Origin of the sequence: Arenimonas sp., assembly GCF_035312645.1 — a bacterium.
In the GTDB taxonomy this organism is placed as follows: domain Bacteria; phylum Pseudomonadota; class Gammaproteobacteria; order Xanthomonadales; family Xanthomonadaceae; genus Arenimonas.
On sequence record NZ_DATGBO010000110.1, the window covers coordinates 21,366 to 35,707 of the forward strand.

14 protein-coding genes are annotated in these 14,342 nt (G+C 65.0%); 5 read left to right on the plus strand and 9 right to left on the minus strand.

The features are described from left to right. The first annotated feature begins 32 nt into the window (after positions 1-32). A complete protein-coding gene (locus VKM35_RS10325; protein ID WP_324320935.1) occupies positions 33-863 on the plus strand; it encodes a DUF6159 family protein in 831 nt (276 codons plus the stop codon). Between the two features lie 9 nt (positions 864-872). Here VKM35_RS10325 and VKM35_RS10330 read toward each other — a convergent pair whose 3' ends face one another. Further along, positions 873-1,622, minus strand: a complete 750-nt coding sequence (locus tag VKM35_RS10330; RefSeq protein WP_324320936.1) for a murein L,D-transpeptidase family protein — start codon at positions 1,620-1,622, stop codon at positions 873-875. Next, positions 1,619-2,359 (minus strand): pteridine reductase, encoded by a 741-nt coding sequence (locus VKM35_RS10335; RefSeq protein ID WP_324320937.1) that lies wholly within the window; start codon positions 2,357-2,359, stop codon positions 1,619-1,621. Before VKM35_RS10335 ends, VKM35_RS10330 begins: the two co-directional genes overlap by 4 nt. 65 nt (positions 2,360-2,424) lie before the next feature. Between VKM35_RS10335 and VKM35_RS10340 the strand changes: the two genes are divergently transcribed. Further along, entirely contained in the window at positions 2,425-3,612 is a 1,188-nt protein-coding gene (locus tag VKM35_RS10340; protein WP_324320938.1) for a class I SAM-dependent methyltransferase, read from the plus strand. Further along, positions 3,612-4,004 (plus strand): VanZ family protein, encoded by a 393-nt coding sequence (locus tag VKM35_RS10345; RefSeq protein ID WP_324320939.1) that lies wholly within the window; start codon positions 3,612-3,614, stop codon positions 4,002-4,004. The genes VKM35_RS10340 and VKM35_RS10345 overlap by 1 nt, the downstream gene beginning before the upstream one ends. A 61-nt stretch (positions 4,005-4,065) precedes the next feature. Here the strand turns inward: VKM35_RS10345 and VKM35_RS10350 are convergent, their stop codons facing one another. From VKM35_RS10350 to VKM35_RS10360, 3 genes are read right to left on the minus strand one after another with little or no spacing between them, the layout of a single operon-like run. Further along, on the minus strand, positions 4,066-5,283 hold the full coding sequence (locus VKM35_RS10350; protein ID WP_324320940.1) for a multifunctional CCA addition/repair protein: 1,218 nt from the start codon (positions 5,281-5,283) through the stop codon (positions 4,066-4,068). A 2-nt stretch (positions 5,284-5,285) separates the two neighbouring features. Then, positions 5,286-6,218: a complex I NDUFA9 subunit family protein gene (locus VKM35_RS10355; RefSeq protein WP_324320941.1), complete on the minus strand. Its 933-nt coding sequence runs from the start codon at positions 6,216-6,218 to the stop codon at positions 5,286-5,288. A 5-nt stretch (positions 6,219-6,223) separates the two neighbouring features. Further along, positions 6,224-8,185, minus strand: a complete 1,962-nt coding sequence (locus tag VKM35_RS10360; protein ID WP_324320942.1) for a transglycosylase SLT domain-containing protein — start codon at positions 8,183-8,185, stop codon at positions 6,224-6,226. Between the two features lie 71 nt (positions 8,186-8,256). Between VKM35_RS10360 and VKM35_RS10365 the strand changes: the two genes are divergently transcribed. Both VKM35_RS10365 and VKM35_RS10370 read left to right on the plus strand, forming a co-directional pair. Beyond that, on the plus strand, positions 8,257-9,066 hold the full coding sequence (locus VKM35_RS10365) for a sulfite exporter TauE/SafE family protein (RefSeq protein WP_324320943.1): 810 nt from the start codon (positions 8,257-8,259) through the stop codon (positions 9,064-9,066). 64 nt (positions 9,067-9,130) lie between these two features. After that, positions 9,131-10,705, plus strand: a complete 1,575-nt coding sequence (locus VKM35_RS10370) for a sulfotransferase (protein ID WP_324320944.1) — start codon at positions 9,131-9,133, stop codon at positions 10,703-10,705. A gap of 25 nt (positions 10,706-10,730) precedes the next feature. On the opposite strand, the gene VKM35_RS10375 is transcribed toward VKM35_RS10370, so the two are convergent. The 4 genes from VKM35_RS10375 to VKM35_RS10390 all read right to left on the minus strand — a co-directional run. Continuing rightward, a complete protein-coding gene (locus tag VKM35_RS10375) occupies positions 10,731-11,669 on the minus strand; it encodes a DUF4097 family beta strand repeat-containing protein (protein WP_324320945.1) in 939 nt (312 codons plus the stop codon). Between the two features lie 25 nt (positions 11,670-11,694). Further along, on the minus strand, positions 11,695-12,159 hold the full coding sequence (locus VKM35_RS10380) for a hypothetical protein (protein ID WP_324320946.1): 465 nt from the start codon (positions 12,157-12,159) through the stop codon (positions 11,695-11,697). Next, positions 12,146-12,745 carry an RNA polymerase sigma factor gene (locus VKM35_RS10385; protein ID WP_414636624.1) on the minus strand — a complete coding sequence of 200 codons (600 nt, stop codon included), beginning with the start codon at positions 12,743-12,745 and terminating at the stop codon, positions 12,146-12,148. Before VKM35_RS10385 ends, VKM35_RS10380 begins: the two co-directional genes overlap by 14 nt. Before the next feature lie 70 nt (positions 12,746-12,815). After that, a partial coding sequence (locus VKM35_RS10390; RefSeq protein WP_324320947.1) for a sulfotransferase occupies positions 12,816-14,342 on the minus strand: 1,527 nt, incomplete at its 5' end.

The window sequence follows — 14,342 nt, forward strand, 5'->3', positions numbered from 1 at the left end:
ATAATCATCGCGACAATCCAGGGAGCACGATCATGTTCGAGAAGTTTTCCCGCAGTTGGGAACTGGTCAAGGCCAGCGCCGCCGTGCTGCGTTCCGACAAGGAATTGATGTTGTTCCCGGTGATCTCCGGCATCGCCACGCTGCTGGTGCTCGCGACCTTCATCGTGCCGACCTTCGCACTGCGCCTGTTCGAACACGGCATCGGCGTATTCGGCGCGATCTGGGCCTTCCTGTTTTATTTCTGCCAGTACACGGTGATCATCTTCTTCAACTGCGCGCTGGTCGGTGCTGCGATGATCCGGCTCGAAGGCGGCAATCCCAGCCTCGCCGATGGCATCAATATCGCCAAATCGCGCCTCGGTGCGATCCTCGGCTATGCGGCGATCGCCGCAACCGTGGGCCTGATCCTGCAGCGGATGAAGGACGGCGACAACAACTTCCTCGTGCGCATGCTCGGCAGCGGCCTCGGCGCCGCGTGGACGCTGGCGACGTTCCTGGTCGTGCCCGTGCTGGTGCATGAGAACGTCGGTCCGATCGACGCCCTCAAGCAGAGCGTGAGCCTGCTCAAGCGCACCTGGGGCGAGAACGCGATCGGCAATGTCGGCATCGGCGCCGCCTTCGGCCTGATCATGGTCGGCGTGATTGTCGTCGGTGTCATCCTGACCTTCCTCGCAGCGATGGCCAATGCCTGGCTGGCGGTGATCGTCGCGATCATCTTCGTGATCGGCATCCTGATCCTGGGCGTCTACCAGTCCGCGCTCAGCGGCATCTATTCGGCCGCGTTGTATCGCTTCGCCACGCAAGGCGAAGCACCACCGGCGTTTCAGGGCATGGCGCTGCAGAACGCCTTCAAGGCGAAGTAAGCATCTTGATCAAGGCGCCGCAGCGGTTTGCGCTGCGGCCCTTTCCCGCACTTGGTAGCGCTGCTTGGCGACGGTAATCGTCGGCGGCAGGCCGGTATGCGCGAAGGCGTCGTAACCTTCGCGCAGATTCGCCCAGAAACTTCCCCAGGGCTGACGCTGCCAGTCGGCGAGCGGTGATTTTTCAAAACGGAACGGGAAGATGTGCACATCGATGCCGGTCTGCCCGCTTTGCAACGCCGCCGCCATCAACGTGTAGATCTGCTCGATCTGCGCATCGCCCATCGCATAGCAGCCGATCGAAACGCAGTTGCCGTGCACCATCAGGAAATCGCCGCTGCGGCCGAGCGCGCGATCGTAGGCATTCGGATAGCCCAGATTGAACGCCAGATGGAACTGGCTGTGCGGATTGAGCTGGCCGGCGCGCACGACATAAAAACCTTCCGGCGATTGCCCGTCGCCCTGGCGTTGCTTGGGGCCTAGCGCACCGGAATAGGTGCAGATCGCATAGCTGCGAAACAGTACGAAGCGATCACGCTTGCGCAGCCAGACTTCCAACACACGCTCGTGCTTGAAGATGCGGATGAACACGGGATTCCCCAGCGCCAGTCCGTCTGCGGCGAGATCGCGTCGCAGGCCCGGCCCGACGCGTTGCGCGGCGGCCTGCGCGACGGCATCGTCGCTGCGCGGGAAAGCGCGCTGAGTCGGCAGCGTCGTCAGCGCCAGCGCGAGAAATATCGCCAGAATTCGCGGCGCGCTCATATCGTCAACGCACGCCCGCCATCGACGCGGATGATCTGGCCGGTGGTATAGCGCGCATCCATCAGCAGCCAGCGCACGGCCTCGGCGACATCGGCGGGCTCACCTGCGCGCTGCAGCGCCGTGCTCGCCAGCATCACCTGTTGTTCGGCGGGCGACTTGCCCGCTTCCGGCCACAGCACCGCGCCTGGTGCGACGCCGTTGACGCGGATTTCCGGTCCGAGCTCGCGCGCCAGCGACAACGTCATCATCGCCAGTGCCGCTTTCGCCATGCAGTAGATCGTGTGCTGGCGCAGCGGTCGCTCGGCGTAGACATCGATCAGGTTGACGATCGCGCCGGCACTGGCTTTCAGATGCGGTGCCGCGGCCTGGCTGAGGAAAAATGGCGCGCGCGCATTCGATGCGAACAACGCATCCCACATCGCCGGCGTGGCGGTGCCGATCGGCGTCGGGAAAAAGGCGCTGGCGTTGTTGACCAGCGCATCGAGCCGCCCGAAATGCCCGACCGTCGTGGCGACGATTTCTGGCAGGCGATCGAACTCGCCGAGCTCCGCCTGCAGCACCAGCGTGCTGCCAGGTCGCCGCAATTCGAGCTCCGCCTGCAGCGCGGCGCTTTCGGCCGCAGAATTGCGATGGTGGACGGCGACGTCGTAACCAGCCGCATGCAGGCAGCGCACGATCACCGCACCGACGCGCTTGGCGCCTCCGGTAACCAATGCCACGGGACGGGGTGAGGACATGCTGGCTCCTGCGTGATCCGGCGCAAAGCCGGTATCCTGCGCGCTGCCCGATGAAGATGTCATCCATGACCGACACTGCCCTGCCCGCTCCCGGGCCCGAGGCCCGCGCCCACAGCGAACGCCTGGTCGCCGCGATCACGGCGCAGATCGATGCCGGCGGCGGTGCGATCGCCTTTTCCCGCTTCATGGACCTGGCCCTGTATGCGCCCGGCCTTGGCTACTACAGCGCGGGTGCGCGCAAGTTCGGTGCCGACGGCGACTTCGTCACCTCGCCGGAACTCGGCGCTGCCTTTGCCGAATGCGTGATCGATTCGCTATCGCCAGTGTTGCGCGAAATCGGCAACGAAGCGGTTTTCCTCGAACTCGGCGCCGGCAGCGGTGCATTCGCGCTGGCCGCGCTCGAACATTTTTCCCGAACCGGCACGATGCCGGCGCAGTACTGGCTGCTCGAGCCCAGCGCCGACCTGCGCGAGCGCCAGCAGATATTGCTGCGCGATGCATTGCCGGCAGAAGATTTCGCGCGCTGCCGCTGGCTCGACAACGAACCGACAACACCCTGGCGCGGCGTGCTGTTCGCCAACGAGGTGATCGATGCCCTGCCGGCGACGCGCTTCGTCATTCGCGGCGACGAGGTCCGCGAACAATGCGTTGGCCGCGACGGCGATGGGAATTTCTGCTTCGTCGAACGACCGGCGGACGCGGCGCTGCGCGAAATCGTGCGCGCGGTCGAACGCGATCTCGATGCGCCGTTCGCGGAAGGTTACTGCTCGGAAATCCTGCCGCAGCTGCCAGCCTGGATAGCAGCGATCGCCGAACAACTGCAGCAGGGCGTGATGCTTTTCGTCGACTATGGCTATCCGCGCCGCGAGTTCTATCTTCCCGAACGCCGCGATGGCACGCTGGTCTGCCACTACCGGCACCGCGCGCACAACGATCCGCTTTTCCTCCCCGGCCTGCAGGACCTTACCGCTTTCGTCGATTTCACCGCGCTTGCCGAAGCCGGCACGCAGATGGGTTTCGAATTCGCCGGCTACTGCACGCAGGCGAGCTTCCTGATCAACAACGGTCTCGCCGATCGGCTGGCCGCGATCGAAGCGATCAACGATCTCGCCGAACGCTATCGCCGACATCAGGAGATCAAGAAGCTTACGTTGCCCGGCGAAATGGGCGAGCGCTTCCAGGTGATGGGTTTCCAGCGCGGCATCGATTTCAGCCGCGGCATGATGCTCGGCGACCTGCGGCGGCGGCTGTGATGCGCGCGTTCGCGAAGCCAACATTGTGGCTGGGCATCTGGATTTTCGGCTGGCTGCTGTGCATCGTGCTGTCGTTGATCCACCCGCCGCGCATCGACGTCGATATTCCCGACGGCGACAAGATCGGCCACTGCCTCGCCTACGGAATCCTCTCGGCCTGGGCGGTGCTGATCTTCGCCGGGCGCAGCGCACACTGGCGCGCCGCCGTTGCATTGATCGCGCTCGGCATCGCGATCGAGTTCGCGCAGGGCTATCTCACCAGCTATCGCACGATGGATGTCTACGATGCGCTGGCCGATACGATCGGCGTGTTGCTCGGGCAGGCCGTGGCGCTCACCGCGCAGGCGGATTTGCTGGTGCGGGTCGAACGGCGCTGGTTGTCCCTGCCGTAGGAGCGATGGCAATCGCGACGACGCGGCGCGTTGCCGCGAGTCGTCGCGATTGCCATCGCTTCTACCGGGCGTTCTCGATCGCGGCGATGCGCGCCTTACGCAGGGCGATGCCGATGTCCGGGCCCTGCAGGCCGCTGATGTCGATCTGGGCGACGGTGACGGCGAGCGCAGCCTGCTGCAGCGCGACCAGTTTCGCCGCCTGCGGATAATCGCTTTCCTGCAGGCCCAGACGGCCGCGCTTGTCCGCGGCGCAGACCAGGGCGAGTTCGGCGATGCGCTCGGGTTGGCGGAAACCATCGCAGCGCGCGATCAGGTCGTGCACGGTTTCCGGTCGCAGTTCATCGAGGCGATGCACATTGAGATGCTCGCGACAGGCAATCACCGCCAGCTCGCGAAAATCATTCGGCACCTTGTAGCGCTCGCACAATGCGCGCACCGGCACCAATCCTGCGCGCTCATGTTCGATGTGTTTTGGCAGGATTTCCGTCGGCGTCAACGCCTTGCCCAGATCATGCGTGAGCGCAGCAAACCCGATGCGGGCATTTCCCGGCGCCAGTCGCGCCGCCATGTCGCAAACCATCTGCGTATGCACGCCAGCGTCAACCTCTGGATGGAATTCCACGCGCTGCGGCACGCCGAACAACGCGTCCACTTCCGACAACAATTTCTTGAGGGCACCGCAGTCACGCAGCAGACCGATGAAGGCCGAGGGCATCGCTTCCGCGAGCGCCTTGCGCATTTCCTGCCAGACGCGCTCGGGTACCAGGTGATCGACTTCGCCAGCCGCGACCATGTCGCGCATCAAAGCCAGCGTTTCCGGCGCAATGGTGAAACCCTGCGCGGCAAATCGCGCGAGGAAGCGTGCACCACGCAGGATCCGCACCGGATCTTCGGCGAACGCTGGCGACACGTGGCGCAACACGCGGCGCTCGATGTCCTGCACGCCGCCGAACGGATCGACCAGCGTGCCATCATCGGCCTCGGCGATCGCGTTGATGGTGAAGTCGCGGCGCGCGAGATCGTCTTCCAGTGTCACCGACTCATCGGCATGGAAAACAAAACCGTGATAGCCCGGCGCGGTCTTGCGCTCGGTGCGTGCCAGCGCGTATTCCTCGCCGCTGCGCGGATGCAGGAACACCGGGAAATCCTTGCCAACCGGCTTGAAACCATCGGCGAGCATGCGTTCGGGCGTGGCGCCGACGACGACGTAATCGCGATCCCCGCCATCACGGCCGAGCAGCCGGTCGCGCACCGCGCCGCCGACCAGGTAGATCCTCATGCTCAGCGCATCGCCCGGTAGCGATCCAGGCGCGCCTGCCGGTCTTCGCCATGGCCGAGGATGTCGGGCAGGATTTCCGCGACGCGCGTCGGCGTGATCGCAAGCCGATGCAGGCCGTCGATGCCGCCGACCGAGTCGAGCAGCAGCGAGCGATAATTGTCCGAGGAAAACGGCTTGCCCGGGATGAAATCGAAAGCCAACGCCTGCAACCGACCGAGCAGATCCGGCAACGGCACGACCAGACGCTGCAGGCCCATCTGCGTCGCGCTCATGCGCGCGATCTGCGCCAGCGTGAAAACATCCGGCCCATACAGTTCATAGACCTCGCCGATGCTGCGGCGATCTTTCAGGCCGCGCACGAAGGCTTCGACGACATCGCCGAGATACACCGGCGCGAACTTGCAGTTCGCGCGTGCCAGTGGCAGCACCGGCGTAAGCGCGAGCAGCTTGCCGAAGCGCGCGAACAGGCCATCGCCGACACCAAAGATCGCCGACGGCTCGAAGATCGTCCAGTCCAGGCCCGAGGCTTTCACCGCCGCCTCGGCGGCGCCGCGCGACTTCAGGTAATAACTGCTGCCACGGCCGGCGTTGAGCGAGCTTATCTGCAGCAGGCGCTTGATGCCCGTCGCCTGGCAGGCGGCGATCACACGCTGACTGAGTTCGACATGCGCACGCTGAAAGCCGCGGCCGTTGTCGCCGCGTTCGTTGAGGATGCCGACGAGATTGATCACGGCATCACTGCCGGCGAACACCGTCTGTAATTTCCCGCCGTCGTAAACATCGAGTTCGCGCAGCTGCACGTTCGGTGGCACCAAACGATCGTAGTGCTGGCCGAGATTGCGGCTGAGCAGGACGATGTCGTGACCGTCGGCGGCGAGCCGCTGGACCAGCGCGCGACCGACGAAGCCGCTGCCGCCAAGAAGAGTGATGCGCATCGGGGTCAGAGGCCTGTGGTCGTGGTGGTGGGCAGGTTGCAGGCGAAGGCGCGACGCTGGCGCGGATCGTTGTCGAGACGGCCGATCAGGCGATCGTTGAGCGACGCCGCGTTGCCGTTGAGGCGCCAATCGTAGACGACACTGAAGGCGAGCACGCGCGCGACGTATTCGCGGGTTTCCTTGAATGGCATCGCCTCGACGAAGAAATCCGGATCGAGTTTCGGCCGCGCCTCCATCCAGCGCTGCACCGGAATCGGACCGGCGTTGTAGGCAGCGATCGCCAGATACGGGAAACCGCTGAAGCGATCGAGCATCTGGCGCATGTAGGCCGTGCCCAACGTGATGTTGGTAGTCGGATCGTAGAGGCTGTCGCCGCCGGTCCAGGGCAGACCGAGGCGTTGCGCGGTCAGCGCGCCGGTGCCGGGCAGCAACTGCATCAGGCCGCGGGCATCGGCGCCGGAACGCGCGCGCGGCATGAAGGCGCTTTCCGCGCGCGTCTGCCCGGCGACCCAGGCCGGATCGAGACCGTTGACCTGCGATTGCGCGCGGATGTCGGCGTCGTGGTGCAGCGGGAAACGCAGGCTGTAATAACGCGCATCGTCGGGCGACACATTCATCGCGAACACCGCGCGGTCGTACCAGCCTTCGGCGATGGCGCGCTGCACAGCGATGCGGCGCTCGTCGTCGGTCATCGGCTTGATCGCGCTGCCCCATTCGCGCGCGGCGAGATTCGGACGATCGATCGCGAACAATTCCAGCGCGCGTTGCAACCCCGGATTGACGGCGACGCGCTGCTTGAGCGCGGCGTCGGCGGGCGGCTCGGCCGCGCAGAGAATGTACGGTTGCTTGAGGCGATCGGCGGCGAGCCAGCCATGGAAGCTCGGGCTGCTTGCGGCCTTTTGATAGAGCAGGCGCGCGGCAGCGGATTGGCCGAGGCGTTCGCGCAGACGCGCTTCGAAATACTGCCAGCGCGGATCGTTGCGCTGCGCATCGCCCATCTTTTCGATGCCGGCGAGCGCGGCGGCATCGTCGCCGCGGCTCATGGCTTCGCGCACCTGCCATTCGTGCAATTTTTCGTCGTAGGCGCTGGCCGGCACGGCGTTCAAGCGATCGGCGGAACCGGGCAGATACGAGGCGACCGTCCACAGCGCCGCTTCGTAAAGCACGCGGCCGCGCTGGCTTTCATCAAGACCGGCACTGGCGGCAAGCTTACCCACCAACGCCGTGGCGCGATCGGGATCGCGTTTCGCCAGGCGCGCGAGGGCAGCGGTGACGATGTTGCGGCTGCGCACGGTATTGGGCCAACTCGCCGGCAGGGTTTCGACGGGGGCATCGAGATAGCCGGCATAGGACAGTGCGAGCGCCGCGTCATTGGCCGGCAGATTTTTTGCTATCGCGCGGATCAGGCCGGTCTGCCCTGCAGTCGCGGCGAGTTCGATACGCTGCCAGCGCAGGCCGTCGTCGAGTTTGCCCAGCGCCGACAATTTCGCGAACGGCGCGTCGCAGGTCGTCGGCAGCGAGGTGCCCGTCAGCCATAGCGCCTGGGCATCGGCGATCCAGCGATCATCAGTTTTGTCGACCAGACGCGCGGTCAGGTCGGCGCAGCGCAGGGCCTTGTCGTCGCTGCCGCGATAGGCGACGCGGAAATCCGACCAGTCCTTGCGCTTGTTGAGCGTGGCCAACCAGGCTTCGCGCAGCCAGCGCGCGGCGGGCTGATCGCCGTCCTTGTCGAGCACAGCCTGGACTTGCGCCGGGCCGACGGTGTCGATGTCGTGGCGCAGGATGCTGGCCCGCAGCCAGGGATACAGGGGATGATCGCGATAGACGGCGGCCTGGTCGAGACTGAGCTGGCCGCGCTCGGCGGCGTCGAACGCCGCCTTGATCTCCGCTCGACGGTCGGCGACATCGGCCTGCGCCGCGGTCGCGGCGATCAGCATGAACAGCAGGAACAGGGGACGTAATGGCATGGCGGGAGTTTATCCGAAGGCAGCGGATTGGACGGCGGATCGACGGGATCCAGCCCGGAAAGGCTTAGCCGATGCCCATTGAATGGCTGATGTACCCGGTGCTGGGCGTGATTGCCGGGATTCTCGCCGGCCTTCTCGGCGTCGGCGGCGGCCTGGTGCTCGTGGTCGCGCTGGCTTGGTTGCTGCCGCTGCAGGGCGTGCCCTTGCCGATGGCGATGCATGCGGCACTCGCGACCTCGCTGGCGAGCATCGTGATCACCGCCGCAGCATCAGCCCGTGCGCATCACCGTCGCGGCAGCGTGCTCTGGCCCACCGTCGCCTGGCTGCTGCCGGGGTTGCTGGTCGGCGGCTGGCTGGGCAGCGGGATCGCAACCCACCTCAGCGGCGATGTGCTGCGCCATGGCGTGATCGCCTATTGCGTGCTGGCTGCGCTGCAATTGCTGCTGGACTGGCCGCGCAGTGTCGCGCGCGCGGACGGCGTCGCCTCGCCTCGTGGCGTGGGACTGAGCGTGGCCGGTGTGGTGATCGGTGGCGTGTCTGCGCTGGTCGGCATTGGCGGCGGCAGCATGACCGTGCCTGTGTTGATCTGGCGCGGCGTGGTGCCGGTACGCGCGGTCGGAACGTCGAGCGCCTGCGGCATCGGTATCGGCCTCGCCAGCGCCAGCGGTTACGCGCTGCAGGCGAACGTCAGCGGGATGCCGGTCGGCAGCTGGGGCTATGTTTTTTTACCCGCGGCGATCGGTATCGCGGTCACTTCGCTTATCGCCGCACCGTATGGCGCAAGGCTGGCGCATCACTTCAGTGGCGTCACGCTCAAACGGGTATTCGCGACATTCCTGCTGCTGGTCGCGACCAGCCTGGCCCTGGCGGCGCCGGCGTGAAGCGGCGATGCGCCCGATATAATCGATCGTCAACACCGGCGATGGTGTTTCCCGGATCGTCCAAATGGAAATGAACACCGCGCGCCACTGGCAGCGCGCCCAACAACATTTTGCCGCGCGTGAACTCGATGCCGCGCGCGCCGCCTGCGAGAACGTGATCCGCCGGCAACCGGGATTTGCATCGGCGCACTGGATGCTTTCCGCATTGCTGCTGCATGCCGGTCATTTTCGTGCCGCCACCGAACAGGCCCTGGCCGCCGCAGCCGGATTGCGCGATGAGCCGCTCAATATCCGCCTGAACATTTCCTGGGCCCTGCTCAGCGTCGGCGAAAACGTACGCGCGCTGCAACTGCTGCGCAACATGGCACTGCCGCCATCGGCGCTGGCACCGATGCTGATCGATGCTGCCCGGCAATGCGCCATGATCGACTGCCACGCCGAGGCGCTGACCATTCTCCATCAAGCCATCGCCGCTGGTGTCGACGGCCCGCTGCTGGAATATCAACGCGGCTTGATTCTGCAGAACCTCGGAGAGCTTTCAGCAGCGGCGGAAGCCTACGAAATCGCCATCCGGCAGGCACCGGACTTCGCTCAAGCGCATTGGTCGCTGGCGCAGCTGGGCCGCAACGATGGCGCGAAAATGCGCATCGATCGCCTGCGTCGTCTGTCCACGCGCGTCGCTTCCGGCAGCGAAGAAAGCGCCTATTGCCATTACGCATTGTTTCGCGAGCTGGACCGCCTCGGCGATACCGCCGCAGCGTGGCCAGCGCTCGCAGAAGGCGCGCGAATACGGCGGCAGCAGGTGCAATTCGATGGTGTGGCGGAAGCCGCGATCATCGACGCGATCATCGCGCGCACCGGCCCGGGTTTCCTCGACGCGCGCGCCGAATTGCAGGCCGGCACCACACCGATCTTCATCGTCGGCCTGCCACGCACCGGCACGACCTTGCTCGAGCGCATCCTCGGCAATCATCCCGCCGTGAGCAACTGCGGCGAGCTCAACGACCTGCGCATGCAATACAAATGGGTTTCCGACTATCAGTGCCCGGGTTATCTGGATGCGCATGCGGCATCGTTGATTCCCGCGCTCGACTACGGCCTGCTGGCGCGTCGTTATCTCGACAAGACGTCATGGCGTGGCGATGGCCGAAGCCATTTCAGCGACAAGAACCAGACCAACTTCCTGTACTGCGGGATGATCCTCAAGGCGCTGCCGCAGGCGAAAATCCTGCATCTGCGGCGCAACGCGATGGACAGCTGCTTTTCCAATCTCAAGGAATTGTTCGCGCCCACCAATTACACCTACAGCTATCGCTTCGATGAATTGGCGACGCACTACCAGAACTACTCCAGGCTCATGTCGCATTGGCATGCCTGTGCGCCCGGCGCGATCCTCGATGTTTCCTACGAGGATCTGGTCAGCGATCCGGAGACGCAAGCCCAGCGCGTGCTGGCTTTCTGCGGCCTCAGCGCCCAGGACCGCCTGACCGATGTGACGGCGAATACGCAGCCGGTCTCCACGGCCAGCAGCGTGCAGGTGCGCGAACCGATCCATCGCCGCAATGTCGACGGCTGGCGTCGATATGCGGAACCGCTGGCGCCGCTGCAGCAAGAACTGGAACGACGCGGCCTGCTCTGACGCACGCCGGAATAGTCACGTCGAATCAGTTGCTCCGTATGCGCACGTTTCCGGAAAACGATTCCAGATTGATCTTGCCCTGACCGGTACCGAACTTCGCATCCAGGGATTTCCCTGGGCCGTATTCCTCGGTCACGACCTTGCCCACCGGACTGGTGATGTCGCCACTGAAACTTTCCACGTGCAATTGCGCGCTCGTGGTCGCCGGCAGCGTGAGGCCGATTTCGCCGCTGACGCTATCGACCTTGATCGTGCCGCTGGCGATCACGCCGGCGGTCAGGTCGGCATCGCCGGATACCGTGCTCAGATCCAGACGATGCAGCGCCGGCGCGATCAGCGTGGTCTTGCCGGAGACGCTTTCCATATGCACGTCGCCGGTCAAGCCGCCTTGCAGGTGGATGTCGCCGCTGACGCTTTCGACATGCACTTTTGCCGAAGTGATGCGCAGCAGGATGTCGCCGCTGACGTTGTCGACGGTGGCCTCGCCCGGCGACGAAGACGTGACCTCGACCTTGCCGCTGACATTGTCGATCGACAGGCTGCGGCCAGCCATCTGCTGCACGTCGACATCGGCACTGACGGCGTCGATATCCAGCGAAGCGCGCTGCGGCATCGTGACCTCGATGACGCTGGGTTCGGAATTATTTCCCGAGCCCCAGGCATTCCAGCTGCCCTTGCTGTTCGGATATTTCACTTCGATGCGCAGGTTTCTGCTGTCGCCTTCGACGATGAGCTTCTCGACGCCGTTGCCGAGCATGCCGGCGATCTTCACCTGCGGCTGCGCCCAGGTGCGAACGACGATGCGGCCCTTGAGGTTGTCGATGCTGACCGTACCGTCGGCAGCCAGCGGCTTGGTTTGATCAATCGGCGTAGCGGCGGCCGCGGGCAAAGCGATGGTCATCGCCATCAGAACGAGCGAGCCGGCAATGGAAGCTGCGGCGGCGCCGAGGAATTTCGTGGACATGTGTCTTTCTCCTTGTTGCGTCGGGTCAGCCGGTGATCGCGCGTTGGGTCAGCTCGATACGGCGGGAATAGGTTTTAAGCAGTTGCTGCAGCAACGCGACGGAATCGGGATCGGCAGCCAGCGCCGTGCGGATCTGGTCTGCGCTCTGGTCCAGGGTGCGGATGCCGGGAACGACGGCCGCCGGCAGCGGCGCGCCATCGAACTGGCGCAGGGCAGCGCGATATTCGATCGTCATCGCCTTCGCTTCACGCTGCACCACTTTCGCGGTGAGGTCGGCGGCCGGCGTCTGACCCGGCATTGGTACCAGATGCCAGGTCAGGCCAAACGCGAGTGCGACCGAAGCCGCCATCGCCAGCGGTGCCCAACGAAATTGCCAACGGCTTGTCGATTGCCGCGCGATGCCTTTGGCGATGCCGGGCCAGAGATCGTGCGGTGGATCGATGTCACGCGGCAGCTGGCGCAATTGCCAGCGCAGGTCAGTCTCGGTCATGGTCTTCTCCCAATCTTTCGCGCAGCAATTTGCGCGCGCGATGCAGTTGCGCTTTCGAGCTGCCTACGGCCATGCCGAGCTCGATGGAAATTTCTTCGTGCTTCCAGCCTTCGATGTCGTGCAGGACGAGCACGGCCCGGGCACGTTCGGGCAGCGTCGCGACGGCGCGTTCGAGGTCGAGTTGTTCGCGGGTGCGCAGGCCGGCAGTGTCACGCGTGGCGACGAAGTCCAGAGCGGCGTCGCCGGTTTCCAGATCTTCGGCGCCGCTGCGGCTGCGGATTTCCATCAGCGCCGTGTTCACCGCCAGACGATGCAGCCAGGTAGAGAACGCGCTCTCGAAACGGAAATTCGGCAGCGCCTGCCAGGCGCGGACGAAAGCTTCCTGCACCAGGTCCTCGGCCCGCGCGACCTGGCCGCCGCTCAGGCGCCAGACCACGCCGAACACGCGTCGCGAATGTTTGCGATACAAGGCCTCGAAGGCGCCGCTGTCACCACGGCCGGCGGCCCGTACTAGGTCGAAGTCGGCATCCGCCTGAAAGACGGTCTCGACGGCGGCGGGTTCCAGGGTCATGGCGTGGTTGAGCATAGCCACTCCGATGGCAGGAAGGGCGTCCGGGTTTAAAGCGTCGTCACGATTGCCGGTGCCCCTACTGCTGTCAGTCCAGCCCCTGCTCCGCCAATCGCGCCTGCAAGCGCTGCAGATGCGGCGCGTAACGCCGCCAGGCCTCGATGTTGCGGCGATGGATCGGCTCGCGCACCTGGGCGCTGCTGGCCGTGTTGACAGCGCGATCGTTGCTGCCGACATCGACGCAGCCGGGCTGCCATTCCAGGCCGCAGAAATCCAGGATCCGGCGCGCCTGCGCCTGCGGATCAGCGGTCAGTTCCTCATAGGAAACATCGAGCACGAAGCCCGGCGCCGCGCCATGCCAGTGCGTCATCAGGCGGCGATACAGGCCGTAGTAATCGGCGAGTTCGTCCTGGTCGTAACTGTAGGCGCAGGCGTTGGAGAACAATTCCTTGAGGTTGGAAAAACAGGTATCCATGGCGTTGCGGCGCATGTGGACGATCTTCGCCTGCGGCAGCGCGCGCCGGATGAAACCGATATTGAGGAAATTCGAAGGCAGCTTGTCGATAAGAAACGGCCGGCCTCCGGCGCGCCAGCGCACCTGATCGAGATAACGACGGCCGACCTCGGCGAAATCGATCGCCGCCTCGTCTTCCAGCACGGCGGCATCCAACGGGCCACTGAAATGACGACCGATCGCCCAGCGCAGCTGCGCCGGAAAATCGTAGAGCTCGCCGGCCTCGCTCACCTGCGAGTGATTGCCGAGGATGCGCTCGAGCAAAGTGGTGCCGGAGCGATGCATGCCGACGATGAAGATCGGCACCGGCGATGCGACATGGTTGCGGTTGCTTGTCGGCAGCTCCGTCGTCGGCATCGCAATCAGCGATTCCACCAGTTGGCGACTGCGCTGCGGATCGTACTTGAGCAATTGCCGCTTGACCGTGCTGCCCTTGACCAGCGCCGCCCATGCCTCGTCGACGCGGCCGGCACGATCGAGTTGATTGAATTGTGCGAAGCGCAGATAGACCTGGTCCTGCGGCGGTTTCGGCGTCGCCAGCAGCCGCCGCAACATCGTCAGGTCGAGTTCGTTCGCGCCGGTCGTGCGCAACTTGCTCAGCGCCCAGTGCGCGCGCGCCAGCTCCGGCGCGAGGTCGAGGCAGGCGCGCAGGTCGGATTCCGCTTCGGCCATGCGCCCGAGATACATGCGCATCTGGCTGCGGTTGTAGAGATTGGCTGGGTTCGGGCCAGTCACGGCCATCGCTCGCTCAAGCAACGGCATCGCCACCGTCTGCGCACCCATCATGCTGACCATCGCGGCGAGATCCGATTCGCTGCCGGCCTGCAGGATCGGCCCGGACAACAGGCGTTGCGCCAGAGCCACCAGCGCCTCGCTTTGATTGAAATACACCAGCCGATTGGCCAGATCCATGATCTCGGCGGGCTCGATCGGCGCTTTTTCGTGCGCGGTCAACGTATGCGCCAGCGATTCGCGATATCGCCCCAGACGAAGAGCGAGCGTGGCCAAGCGCAGATGGAGCAGCGCGGAGTCGATGCCGTCGTGCGCGGCCTGCAGCGCGCACTGCATCGCGCCCGCGAGATCGCCTTGGGAGAGCAGCGC

Excerpts from the sequence above, each read along its gene's own strand:
- VKM35_RS10335 (WP_324320937.1), bottom strand. The coding sequence starts at position 2,359 with ATGTCCTCACCCCGTCCCGTGGCATTGGTTACCGGAGGCGCCAAGCGC.
- VKM35_RS10385 (WP_414636624.1), bottom strand. The coding sequence starts at position 12,745 with ATGCTCAACCACGCCATGACCCTGGAACCCGCCGCCGTCGAGACCGTC.
- VKM35_RS10370 (WP_324320944.1), top strand. The coding sequence starts at position 9,131 with ATGGAAATGAACACCGCGCGCCACTGGCAGCGCGCCCAACAACATTTT.
- VKM35_RS10345 (WP_324320939.1), top strand. The coding sequence starts at position 3,612 with ATGCGCGCGTTCGCGAAGCCAACATTGTGGCTGGGCATCTGGATTTTC.
- VKM35_RS10330 (WP_324320936.1), bottom strand. The coding sequence starts at position 1,622 with ATGAGCGCGCCGCGAATTCTGGCGATATTTCTCGCGCTGGCGCTGACG.
- VKM35_RS10375 (WP_324320945.1), bottom strand. The coding sequence starts at position 11,669 with ATGTCCACGAAATTCCTCGGCGCCGCCGCAGCTTCCATTGCCGGCTCG.
- VKM35_RS10325 (WP_324320935.1), top strand. The coding sequence starts at position 33 with ATGTTCGAGAAGTTTTCCCGCAGTTGGGAACTGGTCAAGGCCAGCGCC.
- VKM35_RS10355 (WP_324320941.1), bottom strand. The coding sequence starts at position 6,218 with ATGCGCATCACTCTTCTTGGCGGCAGCGGCTTCGTCGGTCGCGCGCTG.
- VKM35_RS10350 (WP_324320940.1), bottom strand. The coding sequence starts at position 5,283 with ATGAGGATCTACCTGGTCGGCGGCGCGGTGCGCGACCGGCTGCTCGGC.
- VKM35_RS10340 (WP_324320938.1), top strand. The coding sequence starts at position 2,425 with ATGACCGACACTGCCCTGCCCGCTCCCGGGCCCGAGGCCCGCGCCCAC.
- VKM35_RS10380 (WP_324320946.1), bottom strand. The coding sequence starts at position 12,159 with ATGACCGAGACTGACCTGCGCTGGCAATTGCGCCAGCTGCCGCGTGAC.
- VKM35_RS10365 (WP_324320943.1), top strand. The coding sequence starts at position 8,257 with ATGCCCATTGAATGGCTGATGTACCCGGTGCTGGGCGTGATTGCCGGG.
- VKM35_RS10360 (WP_324320942.1), bottom strand. The coding sequence starts at position 8,185 with ATGCCATTACGTCCCCTGTTCCTGCTGTTCATGCTGATCGCCGCGACC.